Raw genomic sequence first — 23,530 nt, 5'->3', positions numbered from 1 at the left:
GGTAGAGAATGAAAAAAAGTTTAATTTTAGCAAGTATTCTAAGTTTAAGTTTAAGTGCTGCGGAAGTCAAAATAGGAGTTGTTTTACCGCTTAGCGGAGCTACTGCAGCATATGGACAAAGTGCACTAGAAGGGATTAAACTTGCAAATTCAATGCAATCAACTTTAAGTAATGGAGATAAGGTTTCTCTTGCTATTATTGATACTAAAGGTGATAAATTAGAATCTTCGAGTGGAGCAAATCGTTTAGTTTCTCAAGATAAAGTTATAGGTCTTATAGGGGAAATGGTTACTGCTAATACATTGCAAGTTATGCGCGTAGCAGAAGATAATAAAATTCCATTGATCGCTCCTGCTGCAACTGGTGATAGATTGCTTGATAAAAAAATATATTCTTCTCGAGTATGTTTTATGGACAGTTTTCAAGGTTCATCTTTAGCAAAATATGTTTTTTCAAAACTTAATTACAAAAGTGCTGTTATTGTAGTAGATCAAAGCACTGACTATTCCTTAGGTTTAGCAAAAGCTTTTGAAAAACAGTACAAGTCTAATGGTGGTCAAATTCTTAGAATTTTAAGAGTTAATTCAGGTGATAAAGATTTTAGAGCTATTGTAGCTCAAGTTAAAAGTTTAAATCCAGAATTTATTTTTTTACCGCTTTATTATAGCGAAGCTTCTTTATTTGCAAGACAATCAAAACTCGCAGGTTTAAATATTCCTATGGGTTCTGCAGATGGAGTTGCTGATCAAACTTTTATTAGTTTAGCTGGAGATGCAAGCGAGGGTTATATTTTCACAGATAGTTTTGATGCTAATAATCCAACTACAAAATTAAGCAAAGAATTTATCAGTGTTTATGAAAAAGCTAAAGGAACAAAAGAAGTTCCAAATTTTTCGGCTATGGGTGCTGATGCGTATTTTGTAATGCTAAATGCTATGAATGCTTGCGTTGAAAATCTTACTAGTAAGTGTGTCAATGAAAAAATTCACCAAACTAAAAATTATCAAGGTGTTTCTGGTGTTATCAGTATTGATCAAACAGGAAATGCAACTCGTTCTGTAGTGGTTAAAGAAATTAAAAATCAGAAGCAAAATTATAAAGATATTATCAATCCTTAAAGGAAAAATAGAAAGATTATGGATTCTACTTTATTTTTACAACAACTTGTTAATGGACTTAGTTTGGGCAGTATGTATGCCCTTATTGCTGTTGGCTATACTATGGTTTATGGCGTGTTAAGACTTATTAATTTTGCTCACGGCGATATTATGATGGTTGGTGCTTATGCGGCTCTTTTTTGCATGACTAATCTAAATGTTCCTTTTCTAGGAGCTTTGTCTTTAGCAATGATTTTTGCTGCTTGTGTTGGAATAGCTACAGATAGAATCGCTTATAAACCTTTAAGACAGGCTCCTAGAATTTCATTGTTGATTACAGCAATCGGTATTAGTTTTTTCTTGCAAAATCTTTTTAATATGCTTTTTACTTCAACACCTAGAACTTTTACACCGCCAAGTTATTTTGAGGAAAGTGTTAATTTTGGTGGAGTGATAACAACTTATGGTTCTTTAATGGTTCCTGCTCTTACATTTGTTATTTTAATAGCAGTGTTATGGATTTTGTATAAAAGCAAATATGGTATAGCTATTCGTGCTTTGGCATTTGATATACAAACAGTAAATTTAATGGGTATAGATGCAAATCGTATTATTGCTATAGTTTTTGCCCTAGGTTCAGCTTTGGCAGCAGTTGGGGGTGTTTTTTGGGCTGCAAATTATTACTCTGTTGAACCTACTATGGGAACTTTAATAGGTTTGAAAGCTTTTGCTGCTGCAGTTTTAGGAGGTATAGGTTCTGTGGTAGGTGCAGTTTTGGGTGGACTTATTATAGGATTTACTGAAGTTGTTGTTGTGGCTTTTTTTCCAGATTTATCAGGCTTTAAAGATGCATTTGCTTTTATTTTTTTGGTGTTTATATTGTTATTTAGGCCTACGGGAATTTTAGGTATAAATTTTGAAAAGAGTAGGTTTTGATGATGGTTAGAATTAAGGTTTTACATTTAATCTTTTTAATTGCTTCAATTATTTTTATTTTCATTTCTCCTTATATTTTTGGGGATTATGGATTAAACATTGTTAATCAAATTGCTATTTTTATTATTTTGGCTGTGAGTTACAATCTTATTAATGGTGTAACTGGACAATTTTCACTAGAACCCAATGGATTTGTTGCGATTGGAGCTTATGCGGCTGCTTTAGTTCTTTTAAGTGCTGATGCAAAAAATGATCAGTTTTTTTTAGATGGTCCTAGTTCTTTTATTTTAGCTATCCATTCAAATTCCTTTATTCTAGCTTTAATTGTGGCTGGAATTTGTTCATCTTTACTTGCCCTGATTTTGGCTTTTGCTGTATTTCGCGTGAGAGGGGATTATTTGGCTATTGTAACTTTAGGCTTTGGAATAATTATTAAAATAGCTGCTATTAATTTTCCTTCTATTACTAATGGCTCAAGAGGGCTGGTAGATATTCCACAATTTTCCACGATCTATTGGACAGGTGGTATTGCTATTGTAGCGGTTATTTTAATTTTAAATATAGTTTATTCTAAATATGGTCGTGCAATGAAGGCTATAAGAGATGATGAAGATGCTGCAAGCGCTATGGGAATAAATACTTTTTGGATAAAAACTTTAGCTTTTAGCACTTCAGCATTTTTAGAAGGTGTAGGTGGCGGACTTTTAGCTTGTCTGTTGACTACCGTATCTCCAACTCAATTTGATTTTTTACTTACTTTTCAGCTTTTGATTATTATTGTTTTAGGTGGACTTGGTTCTACTACAGGTGCTATTATAGGTGCGATATTGGTTATTGGTGGAAGTGAGTGGCTTAGATTTTTAGATGAGTTAAATATAAAAATAGATTCTTTAAATCTTTATATCCAATCAACGCCAGGGCTTAGAATGGTTGTTTTTTCTATTGTTCTGATTTTAGTAATGCTTTTTGCAAGAAAAGGCATAATGGGTTATTATGAGTTGAGTGATGTGATTAGAGGGATTAAAAAGCGTTTTAAAAGGAGCAAAAAATGATTTTGGAATTAAAACAAATTTCAAAAAGTTTTGGTAGTGTTAAGGCTATTAATGAAACTTCTTTTAAAATCAATGAGGGTGAAATTTTTGCTTTAATTGGACCTAATGGGGCTGGCAAAACAACTCTTTTTAATATTATAACAGGTAACTATAAACCTAGTTCAGGTTCGGTTGAATTTCTAGGAGAAAGAATTGATCACTTAAAACCTCATAAGATTGTGCATTTAGGAATAGCTAGAACATTTCAAAATATTAGGCTTTTTTCAAGCATGAATGTGCTTGAAAATGTTCTTATTGGTTTTAATAAACAAATGAAATATAATATTTTTGAAGCCTTTTTGCATTTAGGGCGTTTTGGAAAAATAGAACAAGTATTTAAAGAGAAGGCTTATGCAATATTAGAAGAACTTGGTATTGCAGAATTTGCCTATGAAAAGGCTACTAGCTTGAGTTATGGACAACAAAGAAAAGTTGAGATTGCAAGAGCAATGGCTACTCAACCAAGATTATTATTGCTTGATGAGCCAGCCGCTGGGATGAATAGCTCTGAGAGTGATGAACTTGCTGAGCTCATTTTTAAATTACGAAAAGATTATAAAATTAGCGTTTTGCTTATAGAGCATGATATGAAATTTGTAAATAAAATGTGTGATCGCGTATTGGTACTTGATTATGGAAAAACAATTTTTGAAGGTAAACTTTGCGATGCTGTAAATCATAAAGAAGTAATTGCTGCGTATTTAGGGGATTTTGATGCTAATAGTTAAAGATTTGCATGTTTATTATGGATTAATTGAAGCTGTTAAAGGGATTGATTTTAAAGTGGAAACAAGTCATATTGTTTCTCTTATAGGTTCAAATGGAGCGGGTAAAACTTCAACTTTAAATGCGCTTTTAAATTCAGTTAAAAGAACCGGTGAGGTTAATTTCTTAGGTTATGATACTAAAAGGCATTTAACTCATACTTTAGTTCAAAAAGGTATAGCTTTAGTTCCTGAAGGAAGGCGTGTTTTTATTAATTTAAGCGTAGAGGAAAATTTAAAAATAGGTGCTTTTAATAATGCTGAAAATTATGAGCATTTAAGAGAGCAAATGTATAAACTTTTTCCAAGACTTGCAAGTAAAAAGCATGCTTTAGCTGGAACATTGAGTGGAGGGGAAGCGCAAATGCTTGCGATTTCAAGGGCTTTAATGAGCGAACCAAAACTTTTGATGTTGGATGAGCCTTCTTTGGGACTTGCTCCAAAGATTGTGGGTGAAGTTTTTGATATTATTGTGCGTTTAAAAGAGGAGGGTATAACTATTCTTTTGGTAGAGCAAAATGCTTATTCTGCATTAAAAATAAGCGATTATGCTTATGTTTTGGAAAATGGTCATATTGTAATGAAAAACGAGGCTAAAAATTTAATAGGTGATGATGAGATTAGAAAGAAATATTTAGGGCTTTAAAATTTAAAGGAAAAAGAATGAAAAATATAATAAAAAGCATAGGGGATTTAAGAGTTTCGGTTGTATTGTTTTTGCTTTTTGCGCTTTTTTGTGCTTTGGCAACTTTTATTGAAAGTGCTTATGGAACTCCTACGGCTTGGGCAATGGTTTATGATACTTTTTGGTTTGAATATATACAACTTTTACTTGGTATTAATTTACTATGCGGGATGTTTCGTTATAAAATGTTTGGGCTTAAAAAATTACCTTTAATGATTTTTCATATTTCTTTTTTATTTATTTTAGTGGGTTCTGCAATGACAAGATATGCTGGTTTTGAAGGTATTTTACCTATTAGAGAGCATACTCAAAATTCACTTATAGAAAGTTCTAAGACTTCTTTGCGTATTTCTGCTATAAAAGATGGAGAACGCTATAGTGCGGTTAATGATCGTTATATAGGAAATTTGCCTTTTGCTAATTCTTTTAAACTAAAACTTAATTTAGGTGATGATCAAGCTGTATTAAAATATAAAGATTTAATCTTAAATGCTCATTATACTTATAAAGAAAATAATAATTCTGATCCTTTATTGGTTTTGATGCTTTCTCAAAAAGGATCTCAAGGTGTTGATGTTAAATTTGAAAAAGGTGAAGTTAAGAATATAGAAGGGGTTAGCTTTGCTTTTATGAATGATAATGTTAAAGCACCTTTTGTAAAAATTGATGAAAATTTAACTTTAAGTTCAAGTGAAAACTTACATTTTCTAAGTATGCTAGATGGACAAAATTTAGACCTTAAAATTGGAGAAAAGGCAAATGCTAAGGAAAGAAGACTCTATGAAATTAATGATATCAGCTTTGTAGTTAAAGCTGCTTCTTTGCACGCGCAAGAAGCTTTAGAAGGTTCCAATAGACCTCAAGATGAAAGTTTTTGGTTATGGTTTAAATCTGCTTGGTTAGAAGTGGGTAGAACTATGTTGATTTCTACTTTTGGCGAGCCTCAAAATTGGAAAAATTCTTTATTATTGCATTTTAAAGATTTTGCCTTAAGTAATGAGAATAAAAACTTAGAATTAACTGGCTCTAATGCTTTGAAATTAGAATTAAGCTATAAAAATGAAAATAAAGAATTTTATATTTTTGAATATAATAAACCTATTATGATAGAACTTGCAGGTCAAAAATTCTTTATTTCTTGGGCACTTTCTTATGAACAATTGCCTTTTGATATTTATTTAAGAGATTTTGTATTAGATCGTTATCCAGGTTCTATGTCTCCAGCTTCTTATGCAAGTGAAATTACCGTAAAAAATAATAATGAAAATTTTGATTATAGAATTTTTATGAATAATGTTTTAGATTATGATGGCTATAGATTTTATCAAAGTTCTTATGATCAAGATGAAAAAGGGACTGTTTTATCTGTAAATAAAGATCCAGGCAAAATACCAACTTATATAGGTTATTTTTTGCTTTGTCTTGGAATGTTTATGAATTTTTTAAATCCACATTCTAGATTTAGAACTTTGGCAAGATTGATTAATAAAGACACTTTAAAACATACAAGTGTGATTATTTTTATTTTATTGTTATCTTTTGGTTCTGAAAAGACTTTTGCTCAAGATTTAAATTCGACCTTACCTATGGTAAATACTAATCATGCTAAAGCTCTTGCCACTTTAATAGTTCAAAAATCAGCAGATGGAAGAATGGTGCCTTTTGATACGCTATCAAGAGAAATTTTAGAAAAAATTCATCAAAGTGATAGCTATAAGGGTCAAAATTCTAACGCTGTTATGCTTTCCATGCTCGTTGATGTAGATAAATGGCAAATGGAACCTTTTATTTTAATGCCACAAAATCAAGCAGTTCGTGATGCTATTGCAAATATTTTAGAAATTCCTAGTGCTAAATATATTTCTTATAAAGATTTCTTTGATGAGAATAACCGATATAAACTTCAAAAATATGTTGAAAATGCAAATCGTAAAAACCCAAATGCAAGAGGAGTTTTTGATAAGGAAATTATAAAACTAGATGAAAGAGCTAATGTTGTAAATTTAGTTTTTAGTGGTGAATTATTTAAATTTATTCCTGTTCAAAATAATCCAAATAATGTTTGGCTTGCACCTTTTTCTGCTGTAACTACTCTTAAGGGGGATGAAGGGCATATTGTTTTGGCTTTAATACAGAATTATTTTAGTGCCGTGGAAAATGCTTTTAAAGATGGTAATTGGACTAGAGCTGATGAAGGCTTGAAATTTATCAAAGAATATCAAGAAAAAATAGGATATAAAGTCATGCCTAGTAAAACCAAGGTTGAAATGGAAATTTTTTCTAATAAGGCTGAAATTTTCGTTAAACTCGCTCCTGTATATTTAATTGCGGGTTTTTTACTCTTGATTCTTGTTTTTTCTAAAATGGTCGTACCGAATTTAAAAATCTCTTTTATATTTAAAGTGGTATATGTTTTAAATGTTTTAGCTTTTGTAATTCATACAGTAGGTCTTGGACTTCGTGCTTATTTATCAGGTCATGCTCCATGGAGTAATGGCTATGAAAGTATGGTGTATATAGCTTGGGCATTGTCTTTGTCGGGTATATTTTTCTCCAGAAAAAGTCCTATAGCCTTGTCATTAACTTCTATTTTATCTGGTGTTGTATTAATGGTTGCGCATTTAAGCGAAATGAATCCACAAATTACAAATCTTGTTCCTGTGCTTAATTCTTATTGGCTTAGTATTCATGTATCTGTTATTACTGCTAGTTATGGATTTTTAGGACTTTGTGCCTTACTTGGTATCTTTACATTGTTCTTAATGTGTTTTCTTAAGAAAGATGGAAAATATAATCTTAATATTTTGAGAAATATTACAGAGGCTACAAGAATTAATGAAATGGCAATGATTTTTGGACTTTGTTTGCTTACTGTAGGAAATTTTTTAGGAGCAATTTGGGCAAATGAAAGTTGGGGGAGATATTGGAGTTGGGATTCTAAGGAAACTTGGGCTTTAGTTAGCATTTTGGTTTATGCAGCAATTTTGCATCTTAGAATGATTCCAAAATATTGTAATCAATTTGTGTTTGCTTTATGGAGTATGTTTGCTTATTGGGTTATTATTATGACTTATTTTGGAGTAAATTACTTTTTAACAGGACTTCATTCTTACGCTGCAGGCGAAGCGGCTCAAATTCCTAATTATGTTTATTGGGGATTTGCATTGATGGTGGTTTTAGCTTTTTTTGCAAGAAGGAAGCGAAATTTTGTGGGCAAACTTTAAATGAACCATATTTTTTTGGTTATTTTTTGTGCTGCTTTAGCGCTTTTATTGTTTTTAGGCGTGATTGCTTATCTTATTACAAGTGATGGCAAAAAAACAATTAAAAAGCAAAAAACTAGCCAAAAGCAGCATGTAGCTGAAAAGACTAAAAAATTTGATACAGACTTAGATAAAATGATAATTGCTGCTTCCGATGTTAAACTAACGGATATTGAATTAAAAGAACTTGCCAAACTTTATGTGCAGACACATAAACTTGGTTCAAAAACTTCTAAAGAATTAGATGAAGCAGCAAAAAAGAAACTAGAATTTGTTTCTGCTTTGGCTGCAAATATTAATGCAAGTGCACAAACAGTAAGTTACTTAAATAAAGAACTTAAGAAAATTTCTGGATCTTACAAAAAAGAAATTGATGCTTACGAGCATATGGGATTAGCTAAAAGAAAAATTAAAGAAGATAAATAATATGGTGCGCTCAAGAGGATTCGAACCTCTGGCCTTTTGAACCGCAATCAAATGCTCTATCCAGCTGAGCTATGAGCGCAAAAATAAGTCAAAATTATATATAAATATTCTTAAAATAAGCAAAATTTTGCTTATTTTGTTTGTTTTTTAGCTTTTTTACCTTCATCTAAATCAAATTCTTTAGTCTTTTTTGAATAATAAAATATAAAACCTACAATCAAAATACAGCAAATCAAAGAAAAAATATAAAGTGTACCATAAGGGCTATCTTTGAAAAAAAGATTATTAGTATTCATTCCAAAAAATCCTACGATCAAATTTAAAGGCAAGAAAATAGAAGAAAGTATACTTAAAAGATAAATACTTTTATTCATTTTTTCATTTTTAATTGCATTTGTTAATGTATAAAGAGTATCAACTCTTGCTAGATGTTCTTTGGTGTTTTTACTTAAGATGCTGATGGATAAATTTAAAATTTTTAAATGTTTTTTATATTGTGCTTGTTCACTAAGCAAAAGATTGAAAGCTTCGCTTAGAAGATTAATTTGCTTTAGATTTTTGTTGATTTTTTGTCTTAACACAAAGGATTTTTTGTAAAAATTTTTAACAAAACCACCTTTTAAGATAATACCTTCTTTGTGTTCTAAAAGGTTTTGAAAATGAGTATTTTGTACTTTAAAATCTTCTAAAATGGATTTAATAAAATTTGAAAATTCTTCTATGCTAGAAAGCTTAAATTCTCCATCTTGAAGTTTATAAATTTTTTCATCGTTAAAAAGCCAAGTTTCCAAATTTAATCCCACATAAACAAAAATTTTTTGTCCATAAATTTCACTATAAAAAGTTTCTAAATTCTTTGCTTGTAGGATTTTTTTTAGATTTTCGTGTAGTTCTAGCATTTTATTTGCCTCTTAAGTGATAAAAATTTCTTTTAAATTGCGTAAAAGAATTGTTCAAAATTGCTTCACGCATCTTTCTTGCAAGTTCAAGATAATAATGTAGATTGTGCAGACTTGCCAAACGAAAAAAAGTAAGTTCTTTAGCTTTAAAAAGATGGTTTAAATAACCCCTTGAAAAATTACGACAAGTATAACATGAGCAAGTAGGATCTATAACTTCATGATCGTTGATAAATTCTGCTTTTTTGATATTAAATTTTCCAAAACTTGTGAAAAATGTTCCATTTCTTGCATTTCTAGTTGGCATCACACAGTCAAACATATCTACTCCTCGCTCAACATTTTCTACTAAATCTTCAGGCGTTCCTACGCCCATTAAATATCTTGGACGATTTTCATCTAAATAAGGGTTTAAGTTTTGGACTGTTTCGTACATCAAGGCGTTTTCTTCGCCCACGCTAAGCCCACCTATAGCTAAACCATCAAATGGCATTTCATTTAAACTTAAAGTGCAACGCTTTCTTTCTTCATAATCTGTACCACCTTGGATAATACCAAAAATATTTTGCCCTATACCTATACCTTTATTTTGCATATTTTTATGATAAGTAATAGCCTCTTTTGCCCAAAGTATAGTGCGATCAACAGAAATTTTAACTCTTTCTTTGGTTGCGGGTAGGGCTACTAAATCATCTAAAATCATCATAATATCAGAATTAAAATCATATTGAGTATCTAAAACACTTTTTGGAGTAAAAAGATGACGACTTCCATCAATGTGACTTTTAAATTCTATGCCTTCATTAAAATGTTTGGAATTTTTACTTAAAGAAAAAGCTTGAAAACCACCACTATCGGTTAAAAAACTTCTATCAAATTTCGTAAATCCATGTAAACCTCCAAAATCTTTTACTACTTTGGAAGTTGGACGCAAGTACATGTGATAGGTATTTGCTAAAATAATTTTTGCATCAAGCTCATTTTTCATATCATTAGCATCAAGACTTTTAACCGCTCCTACTGTGCCAACAGGCATAAAAACAGGGGTTAAAAAAGTGCTGTGTGCGGTAGTGATTTCACAAACCCTTGCCATTCCATCTTTATGCTTTAATTTAAATTCCATTTGTTATAATTTCCTTTTTGGAGTTTAAAATGAATAATATTTTAATTATAATAGATGGTATTTTAGCAAAGCATTTCTTAGAAAGGCTTTGTTTTGAAAAAGGCTTAGGTTACTTTTTTACAGTAGTGTGTCAAAATAGTGAAAAAAATAACTTAAATATTTCTAGTGAGTATATTGACTTGCATTATTTTGATCCTACAAGCACAGCGCGTCTTGAAAATATTATAAGTAAAGATTTTAAACAGGCTTTTATTTATATGCAAGATGAATTTGAAACTAAAAAAAGTTATGAGGCTTTGCGTTCTTTAAATCCAAATTTAGAAATAGAAATAATGGATTTTTGGGGGTTAAGTGTTAATGATACTCATGCAAATTTAGCTGATGCTAGAATGACTTTAAGCCGTAGATTTATGGATTTTTTACCAGATATTGCTTTAACAGCTCAGTATATAGGACTTGGGGTTGGAGAGATTATGGAAGTAAAAATTCCAGCAGGGTCTATTTTTGCTTATAGGCACATAAGTTCAATACAACAAAAAAGGTGGCGCATAGTCCTTATTTATAGAAATTCTAAGATTTATTTTGTAAAACCATCTTTTGTTTTAGAGCCAAATGATAGCATTTTGATCGTTGGAGATCCTGTTGTTTTACAAAGTATTTTTCATAATATAAGAGGCAAAGCAGGGCAATTTCCTATGCCTTTTGGAAGTAATGTTTTTGCTTTAATTGATATGAAAAATATGAATCAAAATATGCAAGAAAGAGTGCTTGATACTACTTTAAAATTAACTCAAAAAAGCAATGCAAAAAGATTTTTTATACATGTTATCAATCCTAAATTAGGGGTAATGTATGAAAAATTAAAAAAACTTTCTGAGGATAAAGAAGGTGTGTTTTTTGATTATTTCAACACGGATTTTAAACAAATTTCCATGTGGTTGCAAAATAATGATATAGGATTAGTTGTAACTGATATAAAAAATTTTGAGAAAGAAAAACAAGCTTTTTTTGATTTAAAAATTCCTATTATGAAGGTGGGCGAAGCTTCTTTTGATGAGCTTAAAGAAGCGATTATTTTAAGTGCTGATGAGAGTGAACTTGAAAACAATGCAAATGTCATTACTGATTTAAGTAAACAGCTTGATTTTGGAGTTATTTTATATTATTATAATCCAAATTCTCAAAATACTACAGATATGGAGGAGTATTTTAGAAGTTTATCTAAGCTTTATGATAAAAATATACAAATTATTAATAAAAATGATGAAAACCCTCTTTTAAATTTGCAATATCGCGAAGATTTGTTACAATTTGTGAGTTTTCAAAAAGAATTACTAAATAGAGATTTTGCCAGAAATTTAAGTACAAATTTAAATAGGCATTATTACAAAATGAGACAAAATTACCAACTTTTCATACCAGTAGAATAAATAATTAATTAAATGTGATAAAATAAATGCAAAAAGAGTAGTTCAATGCAAGTAGAAGTTAAGTTAAAAGAAAATGCTTATAAGGTTTATATTGATGAACTTGAAGAATTAGAATTTGATAGTAAGGTTTTTATACTTTCAAATCCTAAGATTTCAGGTCTTCATTTGAAAACATTACTTTCTAAAATTAAGGCAAAAGAAATTTTTATTGCCACTGTAAAAGATGGTGAAGAATATAAAAATTTAAGCACCATGGAAGAAATTTTAAACCAAATGTTTAATTCTAAATTGGATAGAAAAAGCGTACTTATAAGTTTTGGTGGTGGCGTGATTAGTGATATGGGCGGATTTGCTGCTAGTATTTATCAAAGAGGTATTGATTTTATAAATATTCCTACTACACTTTTAGCTTGTGTTGATGCAGCAGTAGGTGGAAAAACAGGTGTTAATAATAATTTTGGTAAAAATCTTATTGGCACTTTTTATCAACCTAAAGCTGTATATTGTGAGAGTTTTTTTTTAAAGACTTTGAGCTCTAGAGAACTTGCTGCAGGCATGGCTGAATTTATTAAAATGGCAGCAATGTTTGATTATAGTATACTTGATTTTATAGAAAAAATTGATGAAAAAAGTTTCTTAAATGCTACTTGTGAGAATGAAATTTTTACTCAAATTATAGCAAAAAGCATAGAGCTTAAATCAAGGGTTGTTGAACAAGATGAAAAAGAATCAAGGCTTAGAATGCTTTTAAATTATGGTCATACTTTTGCTCATGTTATAGAAAATTTTACAGATTATAAGCTTTATTTACACGGAGAAGCGGTGGCTATAGGTATGGTTATGGCAAATCAATTGGCTTTAAATTTAGGGCTTTTGGATAAAATGCAAAGTCAAAGAATAAAAGATATTTTACTTAAATTCGGTTTGCCAATATCATATAAAATCAACAATGTAGATGAATTTTATGAAGCTTTTTTCATGGATAAAAAAAGCTCTAATAAAAAAATCAATTTTGTTCTTGCTAGTCCTTTGGGTAAGGGTTTGATAAAAGGTGATATTTCTAAAGAAGATATAATTGCAACTTTAAGAGAATTCCAATGAAAAAAATTATTATTTTAACCTTTTTTGTTGTTTTTGCTTTTGGTGATGTAAATCGGACTATTATTAATAATATAAATGAGAAAATTAATACTTTAAATACTGTAATCAGTGCTAGTATTTGGAATATACGTTATGAAAATTTTATAAAATATCAAGATATAAATGATGAATTAATCATTTTAAATCTTAATTTAAAAAAGACTTCCGATATTCACCAACAAGAAGAACTTAAACGCAAGATAGCAAATTTAGAAGAGCAATTGAACTTGCTTAAAGAATATAAAGATTTAAATTTTGCACAAAGTCTTAGTGCCCCTGATAATATAGAAACTTTATCTAAGCTTACTAATCCTTTGGCTATTATAGGAGCTTTTTCTCATATTAAGAAATTAAAAGGAGAAAAGGAAGAGTATATATTTAAATTTAATGATTTTAAAAATTTAGTAGATAAAATCAGGGAAAAAAATTCAGAACTTAAGGAATTAGTTGAGCTTAAACCAAGTGTTGAGAATATAGAAGCTTTAAAAGCTTCGGATAAAAAGCTGGAAGAATTTGAGCAAGCTTTAAATTTTGCTAGTGTTTCTTATTCTGTTTATGAGAAAAAAATTGATGAAGAGCTTTCTCGAGTAAGTGCTGAGATTAAAGTTCAAAGCTTAAGGGCTGTAAATATACTTGTTGCTATTGTTATTGTTATAGCTATAGCTTTTATGTTGAAATTTATTGCTAAAAAATACATTAAAGATAGTGAAAGATATTATACTGCTACGAAGATTATTAATTTTATTAATATAAATATTATTTTTCTTATTTTGCTCTTTGCTTATATAGAAAATATTACTTATCTTGTAACTATACTTGGTTTTGCTTCTGCAGGCTTAGCTATTGCTATGAAAGATATGTTTATGTCTATGCTTGGATGGTGTGTGATTATTTTTGGCGGAAGTTTTAGAGTAGGGGATCGTGTAAAAGTTTTTCAAAATGATACTACCTATATAGGAGATATTATAGATATTTCTTTTTTACGCGTTACTCTTTATGAAGAACTTACGCTTGAAACTTATAGTAAAAATCGTCGTAGTGGACGTATTATATTTATTCCTAATAACTATGTTTTTACAAATTTGCTTGCTAATTATACTCATCATGGTATGAAAACCGTGCTTGATGGCATTGATATAAGTGTTACTTTTGATAGCAATCTTGACAAAGCTCAAGAAATTGTGGAAAATATTGTTACACGCCATGCCAAAGGTTATACTGAGCTTGCTAGAAAAAATATAGCTCGTTTGCAACATGAATATAGTATTAAAAATCCTAAAGTGGAGCCAAGGTTTTTTATGTTTTTTGAACATTGGGGAATGCGAATTTCTGCATGGTATATGACTAATGCTTATGCGGCTTTGGTATTAAGAAGTACGATTAGCAAAGAGATTATAAAAGAATTTAATAAGCATAAAGATATAAAAATTGCTTATCCATCGCAAAATTTATATTTAGGAAATTTAAATCAAAATCATTTTGAACAACATCATGAAAATATGTATTTTCATGCAAGGAATAAGGATTGAAAGAAAAAGTTTTTTTTAAAACCTTTGGATGTCGCACAAATATTTATGATACAGAGCTTTTAAAAAGTTATGTAAAAGATTATGAGATTATAAATGATGAGAATAAAGCACAAATTATCGTTGTAAATTCTTGCACGGTTACAAATGGAGCTGATAGCGGAATAAAGTCTTATGTAAATACCATGCAAAAAAAAGGCATTAAAGTTATACTTACAGGTTGTGGTGCTGTAAGCAAAGGTAAGGAGCTTTTAGATAAAAAGCAAGTTTTTGGAGTGCTTGGAGCGTCAAATAAAGATAAAATCAATGAATTTTTAGGAGCAAAGACAAGTTTTTATGAACTTGGAAATTTAAATTTTATTGATAAAGATATAGTTTGTGAGTATGAAAATCATACCAAAGCTTTTGTGAAAATTCAAGAAGGTTGTGATTTTGCTTGTTCTTATTGTATTATTCCTAGCGTGAGGGGAAAATCAAGAAGCGTGGATGAAAAAGCTCTTTTAAAACAGGTTGAAATTTTGGGAGCTAATGGTTATAGTGAAATTGTTTTAACAGGGACTAATATAGGTTCATATGGGCTTAAAAATGGCACAACCCTAGGCAAGCTTTTGCAAAAAATGGGACAAATTTTAGGTATAAAACGCATAAGGTTAGGTAGTTTAGAACCTGCACAGCTTGATGAAAGTTTTTTAGAAATCTTAGATGAAGCTTGGCTTGAAAGGCATTTACATATTGCATTGCAACATACAAGTGAAAAAATGCTTCGTATAATGAGAAGAAGATCACATACGGATAATGATTTAAAGCTTTTTAATACTATAGCAAGCAAAGGATATGCTTTAGGGACGGATTTTATAGTAGCTCATCCAGGCGAGAGTGAAGAGCTATGGCAAGAAGCTTTAAGAAATTTTAAAGAATTTCCACTCACTCATATCCATGCTTTTATTTTTAGCCCTAGAAACAACACGCATTCTGCTACCATGAAAGATGTGATAAATGGAACTTTAGCTAAAGAAAGGCTAAACACTTTAAAATCCATAGTAGAAAAAAATAATTATGAATTTAGGAAAAAAAATCAAGTTTCACTTGAAGTTTTGGTAGAAAATCAAAAAGATGGTTTTTTTGAGGGTTATGATCAGTTTTTTAATAAGATCAAAATTAAAAGTGATAAAGATATAGCTAAAGAATGGATCGTTATATCTGAATATGAAGTACAAGAAAAGTCTAACTTTACAAATTTAAAAGGCTAGATAATGAAAAATAAAAAGATAATTTTAGCATCTTTTATGGTTTTATGTATGCTTTTGGGAATTTTATATTTTAAAAATGAACCTAAATATATAGATGAAAATCTTTATCAAAGGCTATTAAGCCAAAATTTAATCCAAAAAGCTGTGATTGATAAAGACGAAATTTGGCTTAAGGCAGAAGGTGAAAATTACGTAATTATAAAAGATGGCATAGATATAAAAACACTTTTATCAAAAGTTCCCGTAGAGGTTAAAAAAGATAATACACTTTGGGTGTTTTTTGTTTTACTTATTTTTATTATCGCACTTTTTATAAGTCTTGGTTATTTTGCTCGTAAAAAAGAGTTGGCTAAATATCCAATATCAAATAAGAATCAAAATCACACTCAAGCTCAAAATTCAAATATAAATTTAGAAAGTTCCCATATAAAACCTGTGATTTCAAATATTACTTTTAATGATGTAGCAGGTGTTGATGAAGTTAAAATGGAGCTAAGCGAACTTGTGGATTTTTTACAAAATCCTAAAAAATATAAAGAATTTGGTGTAAAAATGCCAAAAGGTGTTTTAATGGTAGGCCCACCTGGTGTAGGAAAAACATTGATAGCAAAAGCAGTTGCAGGAGAAGCAGGGGTGCCATTTTTTTATCAAAGTGGTTCAAGTTTTGTTGAAATTTATGTAGGTATGGGTGCAAAAAGAGTTAGAGAGCTTTTTTCAAAAGCTAAAATGATGGCGCCTAGCATAGTTTTTATTGATGAAATAGATGCCGTAGGTAAGGCAAGAGGAGAAATGTCAAATGTTGAAAGAGATAGCACTTTAAATCAACTTTTAACTCAAATGGATGGTTTTGAGGACAATAGCGGGGTTATAGTTATAGCTGCGACAAATAAAATCGAACTTATGGATCCTGCTTTATTGCGTTCGGGGCGTTTTGATAGGAGAATTTTTTTATCTTTGCCTGATTTTAAGGATAGACTTAAAATTTTAGAAATTTATATGAAAGATAAAAACAATAATATCAATTTAAATAAAATCGCTAAAGCAAGCGTAGGTTTTAGTGGAGCAGGGCTTGAAACTTTGGTCAATGAAGCAGCAATTAATGCTTTAAGAAGAAATAGTGCTTTAGTCGAGGAAAGCGATTTTTATGCTGTATTAAATAAAGTTCTTTTAGGTAAGAAAAAGATTTTAAGTTTTAATAATGAAGAGAAGAAAATTCAAGCCACTTATCAAGCTGCAAAAGCTTTGAGTGCGTATTATCTTGACATAGGATTTGATAAAATAACTCTCATTGAAGATCGTTTTAAAGAATATGAGCATAATATAAGATCAAAATCGGAGCTTATCAATCGTATAAAAGTTTATTTGGCTGGTTCTAGAGCTATGAAATTAATTTACAATGAAAGTTATACTAACTCGCAAGATGATTTTTTAAAGATTAAAGAATTGCTTGATTATATGTTGAGTTTTGATATGTTGGAAGAGTCAAATTTAAGTGAACAAAAAAAAGAAATGGATGAATTTTTAAATTCTATGAAGGATAAAATTTTAAAATTATCAGAGCTTTTGCTTGAAAAAGAAAAGATAGAATATGACGATGTTAAAGATATAATGCAGGTTTGATTATATTTTAATCATCAAATTCTTTATATAAGATAGTTCCATTAAAATCTATAAGAATTTTTATATCGTTATCAAGTTTAATCTTATAATGGTTGATTTTTCTTTCAATTTCTCTAGCTTTTGTATTTGGAAATTCGTTTTTGATGATATTGGCTAAATTTTGAGGTAAAAAATCTAGATCAAAAGGAAAGGCTTTATTTTCAATTTCCTTCCAAGCTCCATCTATATCAAATTCAAGCTCTGTTCCATCGCTAAGATAGACTTCATAGGAATTTTTGTCTTTTTGCACGATCCCTATAGGCGCTTTGAAATTATGTTGTAAAAATTCTTTAGAAACATTTGGTAAATTATCAGCAGAAATTATTATATCAGCATTTAAAGATAAACTTAAAATAGTAATAATATTTAAAAATTTAATTTTCAATATTTTTCCTAAATTATTTTTTAGTAAAATTGTAAAGAATTTATGTGAATTTTATGTGAATTTTAAGACAATATTATAAAAAATAAAGGTTTTATATTTTGCTTACAATTTTTTTAATTTTTTTAAATATTTTATGTTATTTTTTGATTTCTTATGATTATTACAATATCCTTGGTTTGAATATTTTATTTTTTAATGGAGCTTATTGGCAGCTTTTAAGTTCAATGTTTTTACATGGAAATTTAACTCATCTTATATTAAATATGATAGTTTTGTTTCAATTTGGGCGTATGTTAGAAACTTATTTGGGTGCTTTGTGTTTTATTTTTATTTATTTTATTGGCGGATTGTTGTGCTCACTTTTAAGTGTTTTTTATGTGTATTTTGATTTTAAATATTTTGGAGAAAATATAAATGTCATAGGCGCTAGTGGTGCAATTTGTGTTTTAATGGGCTTTTATGCTGTTATTGATAAAAATAGCACAAAAGGACTTATAGTGGCAATTTTACTTATGAGTTTTGTGCCATTGCTTATGGGGGTAAATGTTGCTTGGTATGGTCATATTTTCGGGTTTATGTGTGGTTATATTTTAGCTAAAATAAAAGAGGTAAAATGAAAAAAATTTATATTATAAGACATGCAAAAGCAAGTAAGAGTGAAGACATCGATGATTTTGAAAGAAAACTTACTAAGAGTGGAAAGGAAGATTTAAAAAAACTTTTTAAAAATCTTGCTTCGCATGAAATTCATCCTGATTTGGTGCTATCAAGTCCTGCTGTTAGAACCGCTAAAACAGCGAAAAAAATAGCCAAATTTTATAATTTTGATAAAAATAGAATTTGTTTTGATGAAAGATTGTATCTTTGCAATGTTGAAAATTTGCTAAAAATTCTGCAAAATATTGATGATGAGTTTAATGAAGTATTTTTAGTGGGTCATAATCCTAGTTTAATGGAGCTTGGAGAGTTATTAAGTTCGCTATGTTTAGCTTCTTTTCCAACTTCTTCTATCTTGTGTTTAGAATTTGATATTAAGGAATTTAAAAATTTAAAAAAACATAGCGGAAAATTAGTTTTTTTTGAACATGTACGCAAGTTAAAAGAAGAAAAAGATCTGGGTTTTTAGTAAGGAGATTGACTCTTACTTCCAACCTTCTATATAATTTTTTAGTTTTCTTCCTACTTTAGGGTGTTTGAGTTTTTTTATAGCTGAGCTTTCTATTTGTCTCACTCTTTCTCGAGTGACATTAAGTTCCTTTCCAATTTCCTCTAAAGTTCTATCACTTTCATCATCCATTAAACCAAAACGCATACGAATTACCGCTTTTTCTCTATCGTTTAATTGATCTAAAACTTCATCAATTTGTTCTTTTAAATCATCCTTTAAGATATGATCCATTGGAGAAAGTGAATTTCTATCTTCAACAAAATCTCCAAATTTACCATCATCTTCATTTCCTATTGGAGCTTCAAGAGAAATTGGTTCTTTTGTGATTTTAATAACTTGTTTAACCTTATCTACGCTTAAACCTACTTCTTTAGCTATAACACTGACATCAGGTTCTTTTCCATCTTTTTGTAGATGTTCGCGGATAATTTTGTTAATTTGATTGATGGTTTCTATCATATGGATTGGAATTCTTATGGTTCTTGCTTGATCAGCTATAGCCCTTGAAATAGCTTGCCTGATCCACCAAGTTGCATAAGTGGAAAATTTATAACCCCTTTTGTATTCAAATTTATCCACAGCTTTCATCAAACCTATATTTCCTTCTTGGATAAGGTCTAAGAAAGGCAGACCACGATTTGTGTAGCGTTTAGCTATGCTTACAACAAGGCGCAAGTTTGATTTTGCCATTCTTCCTTTTGCTTCATCAGAGATTTTTTTACCGCGTTTAATTTGCTCCAAAATTTCTTTTAAGCGTGATTTTTCAAGATCAAAGCTTTTTTCACTGGCTTCTTTAGTTTGAAATAGTTTTTTAATTTCCATATAAGTGCTTACCATGGTTGTTTCTAAAGCTCGCTCTGTGATTTCTTCTTTGCTCAATTTTGTAATATCTTTTAAAATATCTGCATGGCGTTTTTTAAGTTCATCAGAAAACATAGGTAAGCGGTATTCTAAACGCTTAAGTTCTTTGTCAAATTCTTCATCACTTTTTAGTGCAGTTTCCATTGATTTTACGATTTCGCTAATAAGTTTTGAAGTAGGGCCTAGATCCATTAATTTTTCTTTTAAAATATTTTTTTTGAACGCAATGCTTAATTTATCTAAAAGTTCATCTCCGCTTTCTTTGTCTTTGGATGTTTTTAGCCAATCTTTTTTAGCTTTTTCTAGAGCTTTAAATTTTTCTATAATTTTTAAAGTTCTTTCATCTTCTTTTTTGCTGTTTTTTTTAGTATTTTCTTCATCTGATTCTAATTCTGTTTCGTTTTCTTCATCTTCATCTATATCAAGTTCATCAAGTTTATCATCACTTTTTTCTTCATCGTCAAAGCTTTTAAATAGTTCTTTTACCCTTCTTTCTCTGTTTATTAAAGGTTCTTTATAATCTAAAATAAAATCTATCAAATAAGGTACAGAACAAAAAGCATCAATGATAATATCTTCGCCAAGTTCTATTTTTTTGGAAATTTCAATTTCTTCATCTTTGTTTAATAAAGCAATTTGTCCCATTTCTCTTAAATACATACGAACAGGAGAGTCTGATCTGCTCCATTCTAATAAATCGTTTTCATTGGCTAAATCAAATTCGTTCTCAAGGCTTGTATCTTGGAGTTTTTGTTTTTCTTCTTGAAGTCTTTTTGCATCTTCTATGTTTTTCATTTGTGCAATTTCAGCTGCTGAAAAAAGTTGCACTTTGTGTTTTTTCATTAATGCTTGCACTTTTTTAGCGGTTGATGCACTTGGTTGTTTTGTAAGATATTTTACCAATTTTTCATATGTGATATAATCTTTTGCATTTTCTTGAAATAATTCTTCTAATTCAGCTTCTTGAGTTTTGGCGTTCATTGATTATCCTTGAAATTTATATAAGCTTTGGATTTTATCTAAAAATTGCTTAACTTTCTATATAAATCGGTTATTATGTTTATGATTTGAATATTTTTTCAAATTTTTCTAAAGCTCTGTTAAAATTATAATTTTTTCTTTTTAAGGTATAAAATTTACGCTTTAGGTCGATATTTTTTAATTTAATTTCATAAAGTGTTGAATTTTTTAATTCTTTTTCTATGCTTTTTTTGGAAAAAATAGAGATTGCTTTTTTTTGTAAAACAAGTTCTTTAATCGCAGCCATTCTATCAAGTTCAAGAAAAATATTAAGTTTTTTTGAGCTTGCACCAATTTCGTTTAAAAATTTATCCCTTAAGCCTGAGCCTACTTCTCTTAAAATCCACTTTTGTTCCAAAAGTTCATCGATATAAAATTCTTTTTCATTGAGTTTTTTATCACTTGTAGCTACTATAAGTTCATCATCTTGCCAAAAATTTATTTCTAAATTTTCATACTCCACTAAAGCTGGATCAAGTTCTGCTTCAATGATTGCAAATTCTATATTTCCGTTTTTTAGTAAATTTAAACATTCTTTTGAATTCTGCGTTTGAGAGCGAATTTCTATGTTTTTAAATTCTGCCTTAAAATCAAATAAAATAGGAGCTAAAAAATGTTCAGAAATGCTTTGAGTTGAGGCTATTTTTATTTCCCCTAAGAGCATACTTTCGTCGTTTAATTTTTCTAAGCTTTGGTAGTAGGCTTGTATAATTTTTAACCAATTTTTTCCTAGTTCTAAAGCTTTTGGTGTAGGTAAGAGTTTTTTTCCAAGTCTTTCAAATAAAATGCCATCAAATTTATTTTCTAAATTTTTAATTACTATTGAAACATTAGGTTGAGTTATGGAAAAATTGTTGGCTGTATGAGTTGGACTTTGAGTGTTTAAAAGATCTAAAAATATTTCCATATCTTTGATTTTCATGAGTGATTCCTTTATTTAATAAAAAAAATTTATTATAAAAATTAAAATAATATATTTCTATAATTTTAATAAAAAAAATATAATAACACAAAATTTACAAAAAGGAAAATAAATGAAAACAAGTTTTTTAGCACATAGCGTGGCTATAGTGCGATCAAATTTTAAGGGTTTGCTTTTTACTGCTTGTATAGTGATTTTTGCTATGTATCTTTCTAGTGTTCAAAGTATCAAAGATACCACTCATTTAGCAGCGACTGCTTTTGCTATTATCATAGGAGTGTTGCTTTCTCCTTGGTTTTTTAAATACCAACATCATTTTCAAGCCGGAGTGCATTTTAGTGCGAAAAAACTTTTAAGACTTGGCATTGTTTTATATGGTTTTAATATCACTTTAACTGAGCTTTTAAGCGTAGGATTGAAAGGATTTTTGCTTTCTGCTATAGTGATATTTTTTGTTTTTATTATTGCTTTATTTGTGGGAACGAAAATTTTTAAACTCGATAAAGAAACTTCTATGCTTGTTGGAGCTGGAAGTGCGATTTGCGGTGCGGCAGCGGTTTTAGCACTAGAGTCAAGTTTGAAAAGTGATCCTTTTAAGGGAATTTTAGCTGTAGGTACGGTGGTGATTTTTGGACTTGTATTTATGTTCTTATATCCCATAGCTTTTTCTTTAAATCTTTTTCCTTTTTTTGATCAAAATGCTATGGGTGTTTTTATGGGAGCTACGTTGCATGAGGTGGCAAATGTCGCAGGTGCTGCTGAAATGGCAAAGGATATGGCAGGATTTGAGCAAGGTGCTTCTAATGTTGCAGTGATTATAAAAATGATGAGAGTGATTTTACTTGTGCCTTTTTTGCTTATAGTGACTTATTTTTTCGCTAAAAATCAACATTCAAGCAGTGGAAAAACTGCAAAAAGTATCACTATACCTTATTTTGCTTTTGCATTTTTAGGCATGATAGTTTTAAATACTTATTTAGCAAGCAAAGAAAGTATTTTAGGTATTGCTACGAGTGATATCATCTCTTTAGGTAAAACACTTTGTACTTTATGTATCGTTTTTGCTATGGCAGCTTTAGGCTTGCAAATTGACTTTAAAAAATTTTTAAAAAGTGGTTCTAGGGTATTTGGCTTGGCTTTTGTTTTAGGGCTTGTTTTGATTTTTGGAGGATATTTTTTAACCTTAGCTTTTAAAGGTATACTTTGGTAATAAAAATTATTTTTTATTTTAGAAAATTTTATTTTATTAATCAACTAAGAATATAATTTAATTCATTAATTAAATTTATTAAAAAGGAATAAAGATGAAAAAAATTCTTGTAAGTGTTTTAAGTTCTTGCTTGTTAGCTTCGGCTTTAAGTGCTGTATCTTTTAAAGAAGATAGTTTAAAGGTTTCTTTTGAAGGATATAAAACTAAAGATATGATAGGAACAAAAGGTGAATTTAAAAATGTAGAATATAAATTTTCTAAAAATATAAAGGATTTGGCAAGTTATCTTAAAGGCGCTAAAGCTACCATAAAGCCAAGCAATGCTTTTATGGGTGAAGGCAATGATATTATAACCAATAATATCACAAAAGTATTTTTCCCTGCTTTATTGGGAGATACGGATATTAAAGTTGTTTTTCAAGATGTGATTGCGGGTGAAAATAAAGGCGTTATTTCAGCAAAAATTACTATGGATAAAAAAAGTACTATTGTACCTTTAACTTATACCATCAAAGATAATAAATTTGAAGCTAAAGGACAACTTGATTTGCATACTTTTAAAAATGGTTCTAAAGCATTAAAAGCATTAAGCGATGTTGCTGCAGGACATGGTGGAATTTCTTGGCCTTTAGTGGATATCAGTTTTAATGCTGATTTAGCAGAATAAAAAGTAGC

General features: G+C 29.5%; 21 protein-coding genes and 1 tRNA gene. 16 read left to right on the top strand and 6 right to left on the bottom strand.

Features of this window, described 5'->3' with window-relative positions:
• Window positions 1-8 precede the first annotated feature (8 nt).
• From OT390_RS05225 to OT390_RS05195, 7 genes are read left to right on the top strand one after another with little or no spacing between them, the layout of a single operon-like run.
• A complete protein-coding gene (locus tag OT390_RS05225; RefSeq protein ID WP_002853905.1) occupies window positions 9-1,118 on the top strand; it encodes an ABC transporter substrate-binding protein in 1,110 nt (369 codons plus the stop codon).
• An 18-nt stretch (window positions 1,119-1,136) separates the two neighbouring features.
• A complete protein-coding gene (locus OT390_RS05220; RefSeq protein ID WP_002852952.1) occupies window positions 1,137-2,033 on the top strand; it encodes a branched-chain amino acid ABC transporter permease in 897 nt (298 codons plus the stop codon).
• Entirely contained in the window at window positions 2,033-3,085 is a 1,053-nt protein-coding gene (locus OT390_RS05215; protein ID WP_002934947.1) for a branched-chain amino acid ABC transporter permease, read from the top strand. The genes OT390_RS05220 and OT390_RS05215 overlap by 1 nt, the downstream gene beginning before the upstream one ends.
• Window positions 3,082-3,852 carry an ABC transporter ATP-binding protein gene (locus tag OT390_RS05210; protein WP_032586350.1) on the top strand — a complete coding sequence of 257 codons (771 nt, stop codon included), beginning with the start codon at window positions 3,082-3,084 and terminating at the stop codon, window positions 3,850-3,852. The genes OT390_RS05215 and OT390_RS05210 overlap by 4 nt, the downstream gene beginning before the upstream one ends.
• The gene (locus OT390_RS05205; RefSeq protein WP_032586351.1) at window positions 3,839-4,534 is read left to right on the top strand and encodes an ABC transporter ATP-binding protein; all 696 of its coding nucleotides are present in this window, start codon (window positions 3,839-3,841) and stop codon (window positions 4,532-4,534) included. Before OT390_RS05210 ends, OT390_RS05205 begins: the two co-directional genes overlap by 14 nt.
• A 17-nt stretch (window positions 4,535-4,551) precedes the next feature.
• Window positions 4,552-7,797, top strand: a complete 3,246-nt coding sequence (gene ccsA, locus OT390_RS05200; protein WP_032586352.1) for a cytochrome c biogenesis protein — start codon at window positions 4,552-4,554, stop codon at window positions 7,795-7,797.
• Window positions 7,798-7,812: 15 nt separating this feature from the next.
• Window positions 7,813-8,262, top strand: a complete 450-nt coding sequence (locus OT390_RS05195; RefSeq protein ID WP_014517258.1) for a hypothetical protein — start codon at window positions 7,813-7,815, stop codon at window positions 8,260-8,262.
• A gap of 2 nt (window positions 8,263-8,264) precedes the next feature.
• Here OT390_RS05195 and OT390_RS05190 read toward each other — a convergent pair.
• The 3 genes from OT390_RS05190 to tgt form a co-directional block, all read right to left on the bottom strand.
• A tRNA-Arg gene (locus OT390_RS05190) sits at window positions 8,265-8,341 on the bottom strand.
• Window positions 8,342-8,393: 52 nt separating this feature from the next.
• Window positions 8,394-9,161 carry a magnesium transporter CorA family protein gene (locus OT390_RS05185; RefSeq protein ID WP_002912988.1) on the bottom strand — a complete coding sequence of 256 codons (768 nt, stop codon included), beginning with the start codon at window positions 9,159-9,161 and terminating at the stop codon, window positions 8,394-8,396.
• A 1-nt stretch (window position 9,162) separates the two neighbouring features.
• Entirely contained in the window at window positions 9,163-10,284 is a 1,122-nt protein-coding gene (tgt, locus tag OT390_RS05180; RefSeq protein ID WP_052800218.1) for a tRNA guanosine(34) transglycosylase Tgt, read from the bottom strand.
• A gap of 29 nt (window positions 10,285-10,313) precedes the next feature.
• On the opposite strand from tgt, the gene OT390_RS05175 reads away from it, so the two are divergent.
• The 5 genes from OT390_RS05175 to OT390_RS05155 are packed head-to-tail and all read left to right on the top strand — an operon-like array spanning window position 10,314 to window position 17,250.
• Window positions 10,314-11,714: a COG3400 family protein gene (locus OT390_RS05175; protein ID WP_002908687.1), complete on the top strand. Its 1,401-nt coding sequence runs from the start codon at window positions 10,314-10,316 to the stop codon at window positions 11,712-11,714.
• Between the two features lie 45 nt (window positions 11,715-11,759).
• Window positions 11,760-12,815, top strand: coding sequence for a 3-dehydroquinate synthase (gene aroB / locus OT390_RS05170; RefSeq protein WP_002852978.1), 1,056 nt, complete (start codon window positions 11,760-11,762; stop codon window positions 12,813-12,815).
• On the top strand, window positions 12,812-14,383 hold the full coding sequence (locus tag OT390_RS05165; RefSeq protein WP_002867924.1) for a mechanosensitive ion channel family protein: 1,572 nt from the start codon (window positions 12,812-12,814) through the stop codon (window positions 14,381-14,383). The genes aroB and OT390_RS05165 overlap by 4 nt, the downstream gene beginning before the upstream one ends.
• Window positions 14,380-15,630 (top strand): tRNA (N(6)-L-threonylcarbamoyladenosine(37)-C(2))-methylthiotransferase MtaB, encoded by a 1,251-nt coding sequence (gene mtaB / locus OT390_RS05160; protein ID WP_002858158.1) that lies wholly within the window; start codon window positions 14,380-14,382, stop codon window positions 15,628-15,630. Before OT390_RS05165 ends, mtaB begins: the two co-directional genes overlap by 4 nt.
• Window positions 15,631-15,633: 3 nt before the next feature.
• Complete coding sequence (locus OT390_RS05155; protein WP_032587278.1) at window positions 15,634-17,250, top strand: AAA family ATPase; 1,617 nt, start codon at window positions 15,634-15,636, stop codon at window positions 17,248-17,250.
• Window positions 17,251-17,257: 7 nt separating this feature from the next.
• Here the strand turns inward: OT390_RS05155 and OT390_RS05150 are convergent, their stop codons facing one another.
• Window positions 17,258-17,674 carry a PepSY-like domain-containing protein gene (locus tag OT390_RS05150; RefSeq protein ID WP_002853001.1) on the bottom strand — a complete coding sequence of 139 codons (417 nt, stop codon included), beginning with the start codon at window positions 17,672-17,674 and terminating at the stop codon, window positions 17,258-17,260.
• Window positions 17,675-17,772: 98 nt separating this feature from the next.
• Between OT390_RS05150 and OT390_RS05145 the strand changes: the two genes are divergently transcribed.
• Window positions 17,773-18,291, top strand: a complete 519-nt coding sequence (locus OT390_RS05145) for a rhomboid family intramembrane serine protease (protein WP_002853058.1) — start codon at window positions 17,773-17,775, stop codon at window positions 18,289-18,291.
• Window positions 18,288-18,800: a histidine phosphatase family protein gene (locus OT390_RS05140; protein ID WP_002902307.1), complete on the top strand. Its 513-nt coding sequence runs from the start codon at window positions 18,288-18,290 to the stop codon at window positions 18,798-18,800. Before OT390_RS05145 ends, OT390_RS05140 begins: the two co-directional genes overlap by 4 nt.
• A 15-nt stretch (window positions 18,801-18,815) precedes the next feature.
• Here the strand turns inward: OT390_RS05140 and rpoD are convergent, their stop codons facing one another.
• Both rpoD and OT390_RS05130 read right to left on the bottom strand, forming a co-directional pair.
• Complete coding sequence (gene rpoD / locus OT390_RS05135) at window positions 18,816-20,684, bottom strand: RNA polymerase sigma factor RpoD (RefSeq protein ID WP_032586356.1); 1,869 nt, start codon at window positions 20,682-20,684, stop codon at window positions 18,816-18,818.
• Window positions 20,685-20,763: 79 nt separating this feature from the next.
• Complete coding sequence (locus tag OT390_RS05130; protein WP_002855820.1) at window positions 20,764-21,645, bottom strand: LysR family transcriptional regulator; 882 nt, start codon at window positions 21,643-21,645, stop codon at window positions 20,764-20,766.
• A 112-nt stretch (window positions 21,646-21,757) separates the two neighbouring features.
• Between OT390_RS05130 and OT390_RS05125 the strand changes: the two genes are divergently transcribed.
• Together OT390_RS05125 and OT390_RS05120 are read left to right on the top strand one after the other, a co-directional pair.
• Window positions 21,758-22,855, top strand: a complete 1,098-nt coding sequence (locus tag OT390_RS05125; protein ID WP_002853043.1) for a YeiH family protein — start codon at window positions 21,758-21,760, stop codon at window positions 22,853-22,855.
• Window positions 22,856-22,949: 94 nt separating this feature from the next.
• Window positions 22,950-23,522: a hypothetical protein gene (locus tag OT390_RS05120; RefSeq protein WP_002859197.1), complete on the top strand. Its 573-nt coding sequence runs from the start codon at window positions 22,950-22,952 to the stop codon at window positions 23,520-23,522.
• Window positions 23,523-23,530 lie beyond the last annotated feature (8 nt).

Source organism: Campylobacter sp. CFSAN122748, assembly GCF_045277125.1.
Classification (GTDB): Bacteria; Campylobacterota; Campylobacteria; order Campylobacterales; family Campylobacteraceae; genus Campylobacter_D; species Campylobacter_D jejuni.
The sequence above is the reverse complement of the archived record's forward strand: the minus strand, read 5'-3'. Positions and strand labels throughout refer to the sequence as shown.